Source organism: Vibrio sp. R10-SG3-ISO10, assembly GCF_059834185.1.
This window is the reverse complement of sequence record NZ_JCBDHG010000002.1, coordinates 460,993-473,979: the sequence shown is the minus strand read 5'-3', so window position 1 is coordinate 473,979 and position 12,987 is coordinate 460,993. Positions and strand designations below refer to the sequence as shown.

Here is a 12,987-nt window from a genome sequence, read left to right as displayed (position 1 = left end):
CGGGTTTTATTGTCGATATTATGGCTACTATCCTACTCAAAAGAATTTTAAAGTTTAAAAAAAAATGCAAATTGATATTCAAAGTCGTGATGTATTCTATGTTTCTGACGGAACGGCTATAACATGTGAAACATTAGGGCACGTTGTTCTGGGTCAATTCCCGTTTAAAGCCAATGAGAAAACCTTTCCTTTCATCGAAAGCGAAGACAAATTATCTGACCTGATAAAAGAAATCGAAACTTCATACCAAAGAAGTGGCATAAAGCCGTTGGTGTTTTTTTCAATTGTTATTCCTGAATTTCGCCAACGTTTACTCAAGTCGAACTCGTATGGTTATGATGTGTTAGAGAGTATTGTTCAGAAAGTACAAGATGATATTCAGATGCAGCCAAAGCCGAAGTTACAGCGTTCGCGCAGTGTAGGGCGCGATTCTGATAAGTACTTTGACCGAATTGCAGCGATTGAATATACCTTGGCCCATGACGATGGAATTACCTTAAAGGGGCTGGAAGAGGCAGACATCATCTTATTAGGGGTTTCTCGAAGCGGTAAGACGCCAACCAGCTTGTATATGGCGATGCAGTTTGGTTTACGCGTGGTCAACTACCCATTTATCGATGATGACTTAAAGCGAATGAGGCTTTTGCCCGAATTTGAAATTCATCGTCACAAGCTATTTGGGTTAACTATCAATCCAGAAAGGTTGACAGAAATACGAGAAAACCGATTAGCGGGTAGTGAGTATGCAAGTAATGAGCAATGTTTACACGAGCTTCAAACGGTAGAGTCCTTGTTTCGTCGTGAGGCGATTCCTTACATCAATACCTCTTCTTTATCGGTCGAAGAGATTTCGACTAGGGTACTAGAGAAAACGGGACTTAGAAGAAGGCTTTTATAGGTATTACTCTTGTTGTCGAATAGTGCGAAGGTGTTGATCTAAATAACGCTTTAGTTCATGCCTTTGCTCTAATTGACGTGAGATTAGCATGTGGAATTTGTGTCGTTTCATGTTGGGAACGGCGACAGACACTAAATCATCTGATATCAAGTTTATGCCCCACATCTCTTTAATTGCGTATAGGATTTCCTCCCAGTTTAGGTAGATATCGCATTCGCCCTGTTTTACCTTTTCTATACATTCGTTAATAGAATTTCCTACACGTATTATGTCTCCTAAGCCGAAGTCGGAGTAATTGTAACCATGATTTCCGCAGACTCTAAATTGGGTAAGTTCTTGGACATCAGAGATTCTCAAACCGTCAGGAAAACGTTTTTTGGAATAGACATAGTGAGGCGTAATTGAGTAGTACCAATCCGTGTAAAGGTAGTCTTTATTTCGCTGCTCATTAAAAGAGGCGCTAAGTGCTAGATCGAACTCTCCGCTTTTTGTCCCGCGCAGACACCTTGACCAAGAGGTCATAGTGATATCATAGCTAAAGCCTCGCTGCGTCAAGACCTCGTCCAAAATATCGATATCATAACCGAGTGCTTTGTCGTTCAGTACATAGGTGTATGGAGGCCAGTCGATAGCATCCCCGCATACGCGGATATGAGGAAGGTCAGCTTTCGGGGCAGCATATGCCCCAAAACTGAATAATAAGCTAAGAACAATAATCAAGGGGTCAGTTATCCGAACCATCTTATAGCGTCCCACAAGCACGATAACTTGAGTATAGCCAAGCTTCACTGCCCCATCTAAATTACCTAAGCGGCTGGATAAATGAGTGGAAAATCGAGCGTTGGATGCGGTGCAACAATGGAGTCATAACCGTAAACACGTTTAATCATCTCCGGTTGCAGAGCTTTCCATGGAGCATCATCACAAACTAGCTTGCCATCATGAAGTACGATTAAGCGATCTGAGTACTGAGCGGCTAAATTCAAATCATGCAGCACGACTACAACGGCAGTATCGTGTTCATCGGCCAGTTTACGCGCAATCTTCAACGTATTGTGCTGGTGGGCTAAATCTAATGCGGAGGTTGGCTCATCAAGCATTAAGATCTTATTTTCGCCTGCCTGATCAAGCTGTACTAGAACGCGAGCTAAATGAAGACGCTGTTTTTCACCGCCTGACAGTGAAGGGTACAAACGCTCACTTAAGTGAGTGACGTCCGTCATTTCCATGTACTTATTCGCGAGCTGTTGTGCAGATTTGTTTGGCACGTTCAACGGAATCGCCCCAAGTTCAACCACTTCATGGGCGAGAAACGGAAAACTCAGAGTACTGTGCTGTGGCAACATTCCGAGGTGCTTAGCTAAATCAGCAGGTTTCCATTGCTGTCGCGGTTGGTTGAAATAGTGAATGTCACAGCGTGATGGTATTTCTCCGCAAAGCAGTTTAAGTAATGTACTCTTGCCTGCACCATTAGGCCCTAGTAGCGTGGTGACTTCTCCGGCACGAATATCGATATTAATATCATCCAGTACCTTGCGAGCGCCGAACTTCATGGAAATATGCTTACCTGATAAAACAATTTTACGCATCAGATGATTTTTCCTTTTTGCTTGAAGAGTAGATAGATGAAGAAAGGCGCGCCGATGAGTGCTGTGACAATACCAACAGGTAACTCTGCAGGAGCGACGGCAACACGAGAGAACATATCGGCAAGCGTAAGTAGTAAAGCGCCCATTAGTGCCGAGATTGGCAATAGGGTTCGGTGATCTGGGCCCGACAGCATTCTACCTAGATGAGGGATGACCAAGCCGATAAAGCCAATCATGCCAGACACACTCACCGTGACACCAACACCAACAGCAGTTAACAGAATCAGCTGACGCTTTAAGCGTTGAACGGGAATTCCTAGATGGTTCGCCTCCGCTTCACCTAGCAAAAGCGCGTTAAGAGACATCGCCTTACGCACAAAGATGAACATCAACAAAACCAATGTGACGGCACATAAAATGATGCTGGTCCAATTTGCGCCTGCTAACGAGCCCATCGACCAGAGGGATAAGTCGCGCAGCATTTGGTCATCAGCTTTAAAGTTCATGTAACCGATTCCCGCACCCGATAGAGCACTAATCGCCACACCAGCTAGCAGCATGATAGTCACAGAGGTGCCCATCTTACTTGTCCCCATTTTATAGACGAGAACTGTAGTCAGCGCGCCGCCAAGAAAGGCAAATATAGGCACGGCGGCAAAATTCATAAACTGCGGGTACTGCTCAATGAGATCAGCAAACATAACGATTGCTAACGCAGCCCCTAAGGATGCACCAGCAGAGACACCAATAATTCCGGGTTCAGCCAGAGGGTTACGAAACAAACCCTGCATCACGGTTCCGCAGATAGCAAGTATAGCGCCTACTAGCATGCATAAGATGGTACGCGGAAAACGTATTTCGTGGATAACCAAATTCACGTGTGGGGCTAATTGTTCTGATCGAAACATTAGGCTTTGGACACTTTCCCAAAAGCCAATGTTCATTGGTCCAACAGTGACTGAACTGATCGCAGTAGCAACCAATGCAAAACCAAATATGGCAACAGCAGCACTAAGCGGCAGACGGCGTAAAAGCATAGTAGTGACTCATTACTTCAGAAGCTGGCTCAAGCGATCTGCTTCAGACAGGCTTTTTAGTCCAAGTCCGCCGACTAATGCGTGACCATCAATTTGAATAAACTGTTTGTTCTGTCCTGCTGGCGTTGCCGCGAGCATTGGCATTTTCTTCAATATTTCGTCGGCACCACCCAGTTTGTTGTAACTGCGCCCGCTGACCAAAATAATGTCTGGCTGCATTTCGACCATAGCTTCGGTAGAAAGTGGTTTGTATGAACTTAACTGGCTAGCGGCTGGGTTGACACCGCCTGCGAGTTCAATAATCGCGTTAGGTGTAGTATCGCGGCCGGCGACGTTGGCAGGTCTACCTTCGTGAATAAGCAGGAACAACACCTTTTTCGCTGATTTCTGATGGGATTTGTTCTTTTCTAAACGAGCAATCTGCTCTGTCACTTGTTTTTTTAATTTGCTTGCTTGCTGCTTTGCATGAGTTAGTTCAGCGATTTCGTCAATGCGCTCAATTAGGCCTTCTGGAGTTGGTTTTGTATTGACGATATCAACTTCTACACCTGCTGAGCGAAGCTGGCTGAGCGCCGTCTCTGGTCCCATCTCATCCGAGCCAATCAAGCGATTTGGGCCGAGAGCCAAAAGGCCTTCTGCTGATAAGCGTCGGTGATAACCAATTTTAGGCAACTGCAATGAGCTTGGTAGTTCACTAGTAACATCAACCGCAACCAGTTTATCTTGCTGATTTAAAGCGATAAGTAATTCTGTAACGGCACTTCCTGCACTGACAATTCTTTCGCTAGCGAATGATGTTGAAGCCATTAACGATAAAGAAAGGGCTGTTACGGTTTTTAAAAAGGCTTTTTTATACATGTTGAACTCGATTAATTAGATTCTTCCGTGAGTAGCTGTGTCGCTTGAATACCGTTTTCTTGCAAAAAGGCGAGCAACTTCACTAGGTGCTGAACTTGGGCTGTTTTATCCGCACCTATCACGATGGGCTGTTTGTTAGATTTGTATTCTTCCAGTAACGCTAGGGTGAAATTCTCCCAGTCTATGTATTCTTTTCCATCAATTGCCCAGTGAGGTTCTGCCTCCAAGATATTGACGGTTAACGATTTAGTATCTACTTCTGACACAACTTGAGAGTCAGTGGTCGGCAGGTCGACTTCAAGTGAGTCGAGCTTTACTGCTGCAGTGAGCATCAAAAACACCATTACGATAAAAATAATATCGAGAAGAGGTGTAAGATCAGGCGTCAATCCGAAGCGATTTTCTTCCTGCTTAACTTTGATCATGAACTGCCTCAGTTGCTAAGTTCATTGATGGCTTTATTGCGGTCAAAGCGTTATCTGGCGACACATGCTGGAGGCTAATACCTTCCAACCATAGGTTTACGTAGTTGAGAGTGTGCTCTAATTTCGCCATGACTTTATCGGCCCACAAGCCGAGAAGCTGGGCTCCGGCAATAGCGGGTAGGGCAATAAGAAGACCAGCGGCAGTTGTTCTCATTGCCAAGCCAAGTCCGTCTGCTAGGTCATTAGGGGTAATGTTACCAGTTGAGGCCGCGACGCCTTTAAACATCTCTATCAGACCTAATACTGTGCCTAGTAAGCCAATCAGTGGACTAATTACCCCAATTAGAGTGAGTAACCTTAATCCAGAATTAAGCTGGTGGCGTTTTTCCTGTAACCACATACCGGCGGCGTCTTCACGCAGAGCTTTGGCAAATGAGTGGTGAGCAAGCAGCATGGCCACACCTTTATAGAGCAAAGGTCGGCGAGGTGAGAGTTTCTCTGCCAACGCCTCGATTTGATAGCTGTCATTAGGGCTAATCTGCTTTAGTTCGCTGCGGATGGCTCGTTTGCCAACACCTAGGCTAATCATGACTTGAAAAAGACGCTCGGCAATAATCATTAATGTGAGTGCTGAGCAGATGATCAATGGCCAAGCCATAAGACCTAATTGTTGTTGCAATTGCTGTAATTGTTCCATTATCGATCCAACTTAAAACGAACAGGGATTTGGACGCGATGAGCCATGTTTTGCCCATCGACAGAATGAGGTGAGAATCGCCATTTTTTGATGGCCGCTAATGCTGACTTATCAAGCATGTCAGTGCCTGAAGATGAAATAAGGACTTGTTTAACCTGTTTACCATCCTCATCAAGCCAGATTTCATACAGGGCGATGCCTTCAATACCGCGTTTTCTTGCTAAACGTGGGTACTTAGGTGCTGAAGGGCGAGTGAGAAACGAAGGTTTGGTGACCATCACTGGTTGAGAGCTTGCGCCCTGATTGACGAGTTCTGGCTGGGCTTTTGATTCGTGCTGTTTAGGCGCTTGTTTTCTTTCAACCACCTTTTGCGCAGTTTTTTCCTTTGGTTCGTCAGCCTCCAGTTGTTTCTTCGGCACGGGTTTTGTTTTGCTGACCTTTTTTTCTACCTTGGGCTTTTTCTTGACGACTTTCTTTTCAACTGGCTTAGGTTGCTTTACTACCTTTTTAGGCTCATAAGGAGCTGGTTCTTTTTTACTCGGTTCTGGTTCAGCTTTTGGTTCTGATTGTGTTACAGGTTGTTCTATTGGCGTGGCAGGCTTGGTTGCGACTGCCTTAAAATTAATCGACACAGAGCTTGATTGTGCCCCTGCTGGCATTGCAAAGGCTTTTGGCTCTTGTGCAACGAACACGAACGCAGCGTGGATAGCTAAAGAAATGCTACCTGCAATGGTGTATCGCTTGACGTTCACTAGAGTTCTCCATGATTCATATCGGTTACCAGACGGATTAGAATTATTACTCACAATGCAAATAAGATCAATTATCAATTGCATTATCATTACCGCCAATTTATGATCGCTACCAGTTTTTAAGAATTTGGCGCGAGGCTAGAGCTGACAAGCGCTGAGAGATTTATGAAATGCTTAATATTTATAATTTCGATGAATCAGTTTTGGCAGTAGATACGCCTGATCCACTTCGATTTGCATTTGCCAAAAAGTCTTCCCCTCATGCAGGCGGTATGGCAGCCCCTTTATTGCCTGAACAGAAAGCTGAAGTATTAAATAGACTTTATGCCTCACAAGGGGAAAAAAAAGATAAGCGCTGCTTATACATTCATATTCCATTTTGTCGAGTTCGCTGTACGTTTTGTAACTTTTTCCAAAATGCCGCCAGCCGAAAGCTTGTCGACGACTATTTCGAAGCCTTGATGGTTGAAATTCAGCACAAAGCAGCAATGCCTTGGACACAATCGGGGACATTTCACGCCGTTTATATCGGAGGTGGAACGCCAACAGATCTGTCGGCGGAGCAAATCGAACGATTGGGTAAAGCCATTCGAGCGCGTTTCCCTCTATCGACTGATTGTGAGTTCACCCTAGAAGGACGAATTAATCGCTTTAGCGATGAAACGTTTGAGCGTGCTTTAGAGGGTGGTTTCAATCGGTTTTCAATCGGCATTCAGAGCTTTAACACTCAGGTTCGACGCAGTGCAAAACGCCTTGATGACCGAGAAGCGGTACTGGAGCGTGTGAGTTCCTTAAGTGCCACTGACCAAGCGCCAATAATTTTAGACTTACTCTATGGTTTGCCTTACCAAACTTTAGAGGTGTTTGAGCAAGATCTGAACGATTTCATGTCGACAGGAGCTCACGGGTTAGATTTATACCAGCTAGTTGTTGGTGGTAACGCACCAATGTTAAACCTAGTGGAGAAAGGAAAGATCCCCGCGCCAGCAACAACGCCTGATAAAGCGTCAATGTACGAGCTAGGTTCCGCGTTTATGCAAAAACATCACATGCGACAGCTAAGCGTTAACCATTGGGCTAGAGACAACCGTGAACGTAGCCAATACAACTCGTTAGCAAAAACCTATGCCGAGGTTTTACCTATTGGCTGCGGGGCAGGCGGCAACATCGGTGGCTACGGTATGATGAATCATCGAACACTAGAAACCTACATGACAGCAATGAAATCTGGTGACTCGCTAGTCGCGATGATGACTAAGCAGCACACGTTGGAACCGATTTTTTCTGTCGTGAAATCAGGCTTCGACCGCGGTGTTTTATCACGCGCGGCAATGCCACAATTCTTAGGCTTATCATCATTTGATTTCTTATTACCTTTATTCCACCACTGGCAAGAAAAAGGGCTAGTTCGAGTCGAAGGTGATTATCTGTCTTTAACTTTGGCTGGGCAATTTTGGGCAGTAAGCCTCGCTCAAGCATGCATTCAAGTACTACAGTCAACGTATCAAGAAAAAAACGCGCTCGAATCAGTCGCGATGTAAACGGAAAAACTATGGAAGCACTAAAACAGCAGGTTGCTCAGCTTATCGAGCAAGAACCCACTCTATTACCCGCAGCCATTGCGGAGAAACTGAATGTCTCTGAATTTGAAGCGGTAGCGGCTTTACCTGAAGAAATGGTTGCTCTAGTAGCAGGAGAGCAAGCTCAACATATCTTAGAGAGCTTGGTTGGATTCGGCCCTGTAACGACAATTGTTCATTCTTTTGGCTCAATCTTTGAAGTCAAAGCCCCTTTTCCTAAAGGAAAAGTAGCGCGTGGTTACTATAACTTGATGGGGCGCGAAGGCGAACTGCATGGCCACTTGAAGCTAGATAATGTTAAAAACATTGCTTTAGTGAGCAAACCTTTCATGGGTAGAGAAAGCCATTACTTTGGTTTCTTCTGTGAAGCGGGAAATAACATATTTAAGATCTACTTAGGTCGTAATGAAAAGCGTGAGTTGATTGAATCGCAGGTAGCGACATTCAAACAATGGCAGCAAGAGTTTAGAAAGTAATTCAGAATAATAATAGTAAGAGAAAGTTAGGAGCCTCAACATGGATCAACAAGTTAAACAAGAACGCCTTCAAGGACGTCTTGAGCCTGAAATTAAAGAGTTTCGCCAAGAGCGACGTACACTGCAACTAGCGACAGTCGATGAAAATGGTCGTCCAAACGTAAGCTACGCGCCATATGTTCAAAACCAAGATGGCTATTTCGTGCTTATCTCTGAAATTGCTCGTCACGCACGTAACCTGCAGGTAAACCCGAATGTCTCGATCATGATGATTGAAGATGAAGATACCTCTAAGCAGCTGTTTGCACGTAAGCGTTTAACGTTTGATGCAGTGGCTTCTGTAGTTGAGCGTGATACCGAGCAGTGGACTCAAGTTGTTGCACAAATGCAGGGCCGATTCGGTGAAATCATCGAAGGTCTAAGCCAGCTACAAGACTTCGTTCTGTTTAACCTTAAGGCTGAGAAAGGCCTGTTTGTAAAAGGTTTTGGTCAGGCATATCAAGTTTCAGGTGATGACTTAGTAGATTTCGTTCACCTAGAAGAAGGGCATAAGAAGGTATCAAACGCTTAAATTTGTTTTAAATTTAAGAGCCTAGTAAGCTATTTCTATTCAAAGGAGCCACATTGGCTCCTTTATTTTTGCCAAGGATTTATAATGCGCCCTGTAAGTAAAGAGCATGGAGAGATCTGTTATCCATTTATCTATGAAGATAGCCCTGTGTGTGATTTCGAAATTGCTGCTGATGAACTGTGTAGTCGAATCGGCTTAGTACTGACCATGGAATTAGACTCGCTGTGCCGTGATATTTTAAGCCGTATGCAGCCAAATGTTTATCACTTGAACGGTTCTGTTCGAGGTAAATTAGCGATTGATGAGCAGCAAGTCCAAGAACTCTATCAAGACTATAACCTATTGCGAGATAAGTTAGATGGCGGGTTTCGAGGTTTTGTCCTTCCAGGTGGTCATCCCATTTCTGCAGAGCTGCACCTATGCCGAACTCAGGCAAAGAAAATAGTCCGCGCTTTGGTCGCTGTTGAACATTCAGGTAAAAAGTCCCCAGCACCAATTTTATTCCGCTACGCTAACTTGCTCGCTAACGTGATGTATACATTAGCTTCTTACACCAATTTGCTTCATGAAGTTGAAGAGGTAGAGTTTGTCAGTCGCAGTTACTAAACCTAGATTACAAGGATTATAGTAGGAGGCTATGAAGGCCCCTCATTGTTAGAAACTAGAGCCGGGCTGTGTTAGGAACTCCACTTCTTCAGGGCTACTCGCTCGCCCAAGAATGTCATTGCGATGCGGATAACGTCCAAATCTGTCAATGATCACCTTATGCTTCAGTTCAAACTCGTAATTGTTTTCCATTCCCGGGGCGTTAAACAGCTCAACCGCTTGTTGATGGATGAACGCTGACTCGCTGTGCATAAATGGCATATAGAGAAAGCTTCTTTGCTTGGTTTCTAACTCCTGGTCCAGCCCAAGTGAAATCGCCTCTTGTGCGAGGGCGAGTGCCAAAGGGTCTTGAGCGAAGGCCTTAGGTGCGTTGCGATAGATATTGCGAGAAAACTGGTCTAGTACGATGACTTCAGCGAGTCGCCCTTGACTAGAGCTCCTCCATGTAAACAGTTCACTTTGGGCGGCACTATTCAGTAAATCTTCAAAGCGCGAAGTGATTGCCTTATCTAACTCTGAGCTGCTGACAAACCAATCTTTTGGCTCTAACTCGTTGAACCAAAAATTCAGAACGTCTGTTGCATTGGGAAGTGTACTCATGATTCTATCCGTGTAATGAGGTGGTCAACTGATGATGAATAAGAGTGGCGAGCTTTTCAACCCCAAGTTTCCAGTCTGGATTCGATAAAAAGTTGGAGCAGCTAAAACGGATGCAATGTGAGTATTGTCCTGAAGTGTCAAAAATAGTTCCGGGCAAGATGCTGATTCCTAGCGACTTTGTTTGCTGATACAAGGCGTTGCTATCGAAACTACTTGGTAATGCAAGCCACAGTAAAAACGAACCTTGCGGCAAGAGTAACTTAAACTTTCCATTCAAACTTGGGTATTGATTGAGGCAGTAGCTTAGCTGCTGATAAAACAGTTTAGTGTTACCTTGGTACAAGCGCTTCATTCTTTGTACGTGTTGGCGATACTTTCCTGAGCTAAGGAAATCAGCCACGGCAGATTGCATTAGATTCAGGCTGCCCATGTTGTCACACACAAGGAACTTTTCAATTTGCGCTTGGTATTGACCTGCCAGTATCCAGCCGATACGTAAGCGAGAATCAAGCATCTTTGAAAGCGAATTCACATAGATGACTCGATCTTGCGTATCAAGAGTCTTCAGTGGCGGGATCCCTTCATCAAATGCAAGTGCACCAAAAACGTCATCTTCGATAATGGGAATAGACCCGGTTACCTCTAGTAATTTCAAACGGTTGTCTAAAGGCATTCTCGCCCCGGTCGGATTGGTAAAGTTGGGAGTGACGAGCAGTGCTTTCACATTCCAGTTATCTAGAGCATCTCGCAATGACTGAGTATCGATACCAGTACGAGGACAGCTTGGAATCTCGACCACTTTTAGCCCTAATGATTCCATCAAAAGTAGGTTGCCAAAGTAACAAGGTGACTCAACCGCAATGATGTCTCCTGCCTTGGTCAAAGCGCGAAGTGCTAAACTGATGGCTTGTTGGGCACCATGAGTAATGGCTATCTCATTTTTGCCAGCATTTACGCCGAGATCTTGGCTAATCTTAGTCAGGTGTTTGAGTAAAAGCTCGTTGCCAGGAGGCAGTTGATAGTGGCTTGGGGTATGGCTTTGACGTCGACTATGGCGACCTATTTCTGCATAAAGACTTTTAATCGCAGGCGTATCTATATTTGGATGAGCAGAACCTGTCGCCAAGAGCTCCTGTTGGTGTGAGTAAGTAAGGATCTCTTTACAAACCGAAAGCAAATCAACGTTGTTTGGTGCATGTACCGACGGCGCTTGAGAGTGACGAGCAGACACGCGATAACCTGATTTAGGCACCGTATAGATCATGCCTTGTGCTTCGAGCTCTTGATAAGCACGAATGACGGTGTTTTTACTCACGGTTAATGTATCGCTTAGTGAGCGAATCGAAGGTAGCTTATCTTCATCTGCCAACAAGCCAGTATCAATCTTCTGTCTGATGTATTGCTCTACCATCAGATACTTATTACTCGCATTCATTAATCTGTACCCAATAAATAATCTAAATCTGTATCTTTAAGCTTTTTCTGTACCTATTAAAGTAAACCTATATTAACGATTAGATCCAGAGGAAAGTTCATGTTAGTACGGCTCATCCCATTTGTGTTTGTTGTTCTTTGGGCTTCAGGCTTTGTTGGCGCAAGGTTTGGGCTTCAGTATGCCGAACCCGCGACATTGCTTTCTTTACGTATGGTGCTGAATGTTGCCTTGTTCGCTGTTTTGATTGTGTTCTTACGTCGTCGATTACCAGCAGGTAAAGCTTTGCTGCATTGCGCAGTGGTTGGGGTACTTATTCATGGCTTCTATCTTGGCGGAACCTACCTCGCCATAGACCTAGGTATGCCTGCAGGGCTAAGTTCACTCTTGGTCGGTCTACAGCCAATATTAACGGCGCTAATATTAGTCTCTTTCGTTGGACAGTCGTTTAAGGCTACTCAATGGTTGGGATTGGCGCTTGGCTTTGTCGGGATAAGTTTAGTCTTGATGGGCAAAGTAAGTTGGCAATCTGAAGCGCACAAGACAGCGGCGATCATCCTTTGTTTGATCTCTTTAGTTGGTATCACCCTTGGCACTCTGTATCAGAAAAAGTTCTGCCAAGGCGTCGACATGGTAGGGAGTGCGGCGGTTCAGTATTTTGCAGCAAGCCTGTTGTTTATCCCTTACGCGGTGGGTTTTGAATCCATGCAGGTGGATTGGAGTTTTCCATTTGTTCTTACCATGATTTGGCTAGTGGTCGTTCTTTCATGTGTTGCGATTTTACTGCTGCTCTATATGGTAGAGCATGGAGCGGCATCCAGTGTGGCTTCCGTCTTTTACCTAGTACCGCCAACAACCGCAGCCCAAGCTTGGTTGATGTTTGGTGAGTCTTTCGATGGACTTGGTGTGCTTGGCTTTGCCTTTGCAGCTCTGGCGGTTTATTTGGTTGCCAAAGCGCCTGAGTTTAGCATCTTCAAGCGCAGAAAAGAGAAACTCAGTCGGCCACACACTTTGTAGGTATTGGCAATTCTGGTGAAGGATCTATAATCCCGCTCCTTAATGTTGTTTGAGCTTTTTGTGTGAAAGAAAGTAGAAAACCAGATCGAGTAGCCGCAATGAAAGGGATTATTGAGCAGGTAAAAAATACCTTACCTCTTTATGCGCCAGAAACGTTTGTCTGTGGCACCAAAGGTAATTGCGTCGGTTGTCCAAAGAAGTTGTTAGAAATGGTGGACTCTGAGCTGAGTTATTGGGAGTCAGCGATAGATAGAGGCATCACTCCGCAGTTCGATGAGATTCGTCGATTTGGCAAAATGTGCTCAAGTGTTAAGCGCGGCTTAAGTCGAAACGGTCTAATTTAATTCTTTTTCCTCCTTTAGAACTGGTCATCCGTAGACTAACTTTAGTATTAGATGGCAATTAGGGGGAGAACATTGTGATTCACAACATCTCTGTTTACCACTTGC

General features: G+C 44.7%; 16 protein-coding genes. 7 read left to right on the top strand and 9 right to left on the bottom strand.

What is annotated here, in order from left to right; translation table 11 throughout:
• Window positions 1-64 precede the first annotated feature (64 nt).
• The gene (ppsR, locus tag AC6R16_RS02995) at window positions 65-898 is read left to right on the top strand and encodes a posphoenolpyruvate synthetase regulatory kinase/phosphorylase PpsR (RefSeq protein WP_500673549.1); all 834 of its coding nucleotides are present in this window, start codon (window positions 65-67) and stop codon (window positions 896-898) included.
• 3 nt (window positions 899-901) lie between these two features.
• Here the strand turns inward: ppsR and AC6R16_RS02990 are convergent, their stop codons facing one another.
• From AC6R16_RS02990 to AC6R16_RS02960, 7 genes are all read right to left on the bottom strand, one after another.
• The gene (locus tag AC6R16_RS02990) at window positions 902-1,639 is read right to left on the bottom strand and encodes a substrate-binding periplasmic protein (RefSeq protein ID WP_500673548.1); all 738 of its coding nucleotides are present in this window, start codon (window positions 1,637-1,639) and stop codon (window positions 902-904) included.
• Window positions 1,640-1,704: 65 nt separating this feature from the next.
• Window positions 1,705-2,487, bottom strand: a complete 783-nt coding sequence (locus tag AC6R16_RS02985; RefSeq protein ID WP_500673547.1) for a heme ABC transporter ATP-binding protein — start codon at window positions 2,485-2,487, stop codon at window positions 1,705-1,707.
• Entirely contained in the window at window positions 2,487-3,524 is a 1,038-nt protein-coding gene (locus AC6R16_RS02980) for a FecCD family ABC transporter permease (RefSeq protein WP_500673546.1), read from the bottom strand. The genes AC6R16_RS02985 and AC6R16_RS02980 overlap by 1 nt, the downstream gene beginning before the upstream one ends.
• Window positions 3,525-3,536: 12 nt before the next feature.
• Window positions 3,537-4,382, bottom strand: a complete 846-nt coding sequence (locus tag AC6R16_RS02975) for a heme/hemin ABC transporter substrate-binding protein (protein WP_500673545.1) — start codon at window positions 4,380-4,382, stop codon at window positions 3,537-3,539.
• A gap of 11 nt (window positions 4,383-4,393) precedes the next feature.
• The gene (locus AC6R16_RS02970; RefSeq protein ID WP_500641395.1) at window positions 4,394-4,807 is read right to left on the bottom strand and encodes an ExbD/TolR family protein; all 414 of its coding nucleotides are present in this window, start codon (window positions 4,805-4,807) and stop codon (window positions 4,394-4,396) included.
• Window positions 4,794-5,504, bottom strand: coding sequence for a MotA/TolQ/ExbB proton channel family protein (locus AC6R16_RS02965; protein WP_500673544.1), 711 nt, complete (start codon window positions 5,502-5,504; stop codon window positions 4,794-4,796). Before AC6R16_RS02965 ends, AC6R16_RS02970 begins: the two co-directional genes overlap by 14 nt.
• Window positions 5,504-6,256: an energy transducer TonB gene (locus AC6R16_RS02960; RefSeq protein ID WP_500673543.1), complete on the bottom strand. Its 753-nt coding sequence runs from the start codon at window positions 6,254-6,256 to the stop codon at window positions 5,504-5,506. The genes AC6R16_RS02965 and AC6R16_RS02960 overlap by 1 nt, the downstream gene beginning before the upstream one ends.
• Before the next feature lie 170 nt (window positions 6,257-6,426).
• On the opposite strand from AC6R16_RS02960, the gene hutW reads away from it, so the two are divergent.
• The 4 genes from hutW to AC6R16_RS02940 all read left to right on the top strand — a co-directional run bounded on the left by hutW (window position 6,427) and on the right by AC6R16_RS02940 (window position 9,489).
• Window positions 6,427-7,797, top strand: coding sequence for a heme anaerobic degradation radical SAM methyltransferase ChuW/HutW (hutW, locus tag AC6R16_RS02955; protein WP_500673542.1), 1,371 nt, complete (start codon window positions 6,427-6,429; stop codon window positions 7,795-7,797).
• An 11-nt stretch (window positions 7,798-7,808) separates the two neighbouring features.
• Window positions 7,809-8,312, top strand: coding sequence for a heme utilization cystosolic carrier protein HutX (hutX, locus tag AC6R16_RS02950; protein ID WP_500673541.1), 504 nt, complete (start codon window positions 7,809-7,811; stop codon window positions 8,310-8,312).
• Window positions 8,313-8,352: 40 nt separating this feature from the next.
• Window positions 8,353-8,883 (top strand): heme utilization protein HutZ, encoded by a 531-nt coding sequence (gene hutZ, locus AC6R16_RS02945; RefSeq protein WP_049843195.1) that lies wholly within the window; start codon window positions 8,353-8,355, stop codon window positions 8,881-8,883.
• Window positions 8,884-8,967: 84 nt separating this feature from the next.
• Entirely contained in the window at window positions 8,968-9,489 is a 522-nt protein-coding gene (locus AC6R16_RS02940; protein ID WP_500673540.1) for an ATP:cob(I)alamin adenosyltransferase, read from the top strand.
• A gap of 48 nt (window positions 9,490-9,537) precedes the next feature.
• Here the strand turns inward: AC6R16_RS02940 and AC6R16_RS02935 are convergent, their stop codons facing one another.
• Window positions 9,538-10,089 (bottom strand): DUF924 family protein, encoded by a 552-nt coding sequence (locus AC6R16_RS02935; RefSeq protein WP_500673539.1) that lies wholly within the window; start codon window positions 10,087-10,089, stop codon window positions 9,538-9,540.
• Window positions 10,090-10,093: 4 nt separating this feature from the next.
• Window positions 10,094-11,524: an aminotransferase-like domain-containing protein gene (locus tag AC6R16_RS02930; RefSeq protein WP_500641388.1), complete on the bottom strand. Its 1,431-nt coding sequence runs from the start codon at window positions 11,522-11,524 to the stop codon at window positions 10,094-10,096.
• Window positions 11,525-11,623: 99 nt separating this feature from the next.
• Here AC6R16_RS02930 and AC6R16_RS02925 point away from each other — a divergent pair, with 99 nt between their 5' ends.
• Together AC6R16_RS02925 and AC6R16_RS02920 are read left to right on the top strand one after the other, a co-directional pair.
• Window positions 11,624-12,538 carry a DMT family transporter gene (locus tag AC6R16_RS02925; RefSeq protein WP_500673538.1) on the top strand — a complete coding sequence of 305 codons (915 nt, stop codon included), beginning with the start codon at window positions 11,624-11,626 and terminating at the stop codon, window positions 12,536-12,538.
• A 98-nt stretch (window positions 12,539-12,636) separates the two neighbouring features.
• Window positions 12,637-12,882, top strand: a complete 246-nt coding sequence (locus AC6R16_RS02920; protein WP_069669160.1) for a hypothetical protein — start codon at window positions 12,637-12,639, stop codon at window positions 12,880-12,882.
• The last annotated feature ends 105 nt before the right edge of the window (window positions 12,883-12,987 follow it).

Excerpts from the sequence above, each read along its gene's own strand:
- hutW (WP_500673542.1), top strand. The coding sequence starts at position 6,427 with ATGCTTAATATTTATAATTTCGATGAATCAGTTTTGGCAGTAGATACG.
- AC6R16_RS02940 (WP_500673540.1), top strand. The coding sequence starts at position 8,968 with ATGCGCCCTGTAAGTAAAGAGCATGGAGAGATCTGTTATCCATTTATC.
- AC6R16_RS02975 (WP_500673545.1), bottom strand. The coding sequence starts at position 4,382 with ATGTATAAAAAAGCCTTTTTAAAAACCGTAACAGCCCTTTCTTTATCG.
- AC6R16_RS02930 (WP_500641388.1), bottom strand. The coding sequence starts at position 11,524 with ATGAATGCGAGTAATAAGTATCTGATGGTAGAGCAATACATCAGACAG.
- AC6R16_RS02935 (WP_500673539.1), bottom strand. The coding sequence starts at position 10,089 with ATGAGTACACTTCCCAATGCAACAGACGTTCTGAATTTTTGGTTCAAC.
- AC6R16_RS02965 (WP_500673544.1), bottom strand. The coding sequence starts at position 5,504 with ATGGAACAATTACAGCAATTGCAACAACAATTAGGTCTTATGGCTTGG.
- hutZ (WP_049843195.1), top strand. The coding sequence starts at position 8,353 with ATGGATCAACAAGTTAAACAAGAACGCCTTCAAGGACGTCTTGAGCCT.
- AC6R16_RS02985 (WP_500673547.1), bottom strand. The coding sequence starts at position 2,487 with ATGCGTAAAATTGTTTTATCAGGTAAGCATATTTCCATGAAGTTCGGC.
- hutX (WP_500673541.1), top strand. The coding sequence starts at position 7,809 with ATGGAAGCACTAAAACAGCAGGTTGCTCAGCTTATCGAGCAAGAACCC.
- AC6R16_RS02920 (WP_069669160.1), top strand. The coding sequence starts at position 12,637 with ATGAAAGGGATTATTGAGCAGGTAAAAAATACCTTACCTCTTTATGCG.
- AC6R16_RS02925 (WP_500673538.1), top strand. The coding sequence starts at position 11,624 with ATGTTAGTACGGCTCATCCCATTTGTGTTTGTTGTTCTTTGGGCTTCA.
- ppsR (WP_500673549.1), top strand. The coding sequence starts at position 65 with ATGCAAATTGATATTCAAAGTCGTGATGTATTCTATGTTTCTGACGGA.
- AC6R16_RS02970 (WP_500641395.1), bottom strand. The coding sequence starts at position 4,807 with ATGATCAAAGTTAAGCAGGAAGAAAATCGCTTCGGATTGACGCCTGAT.
- AC6R16_RS02990 (WP_500673548.1), bottom strand. The coding sequence starts at position 1,639 with ATGGTTCGGATAACTGACCCCTTGATTATTGTTCTTAGCTTATTATTC.
- AC6R16_RS02980 (WP_500673546.1), bottom strand. The coding sequence starts at position 3,524 with ATGCTTTTACGCCGTCTGCCGCTTAGTGCTGCTGTTGCCATATTTGGT.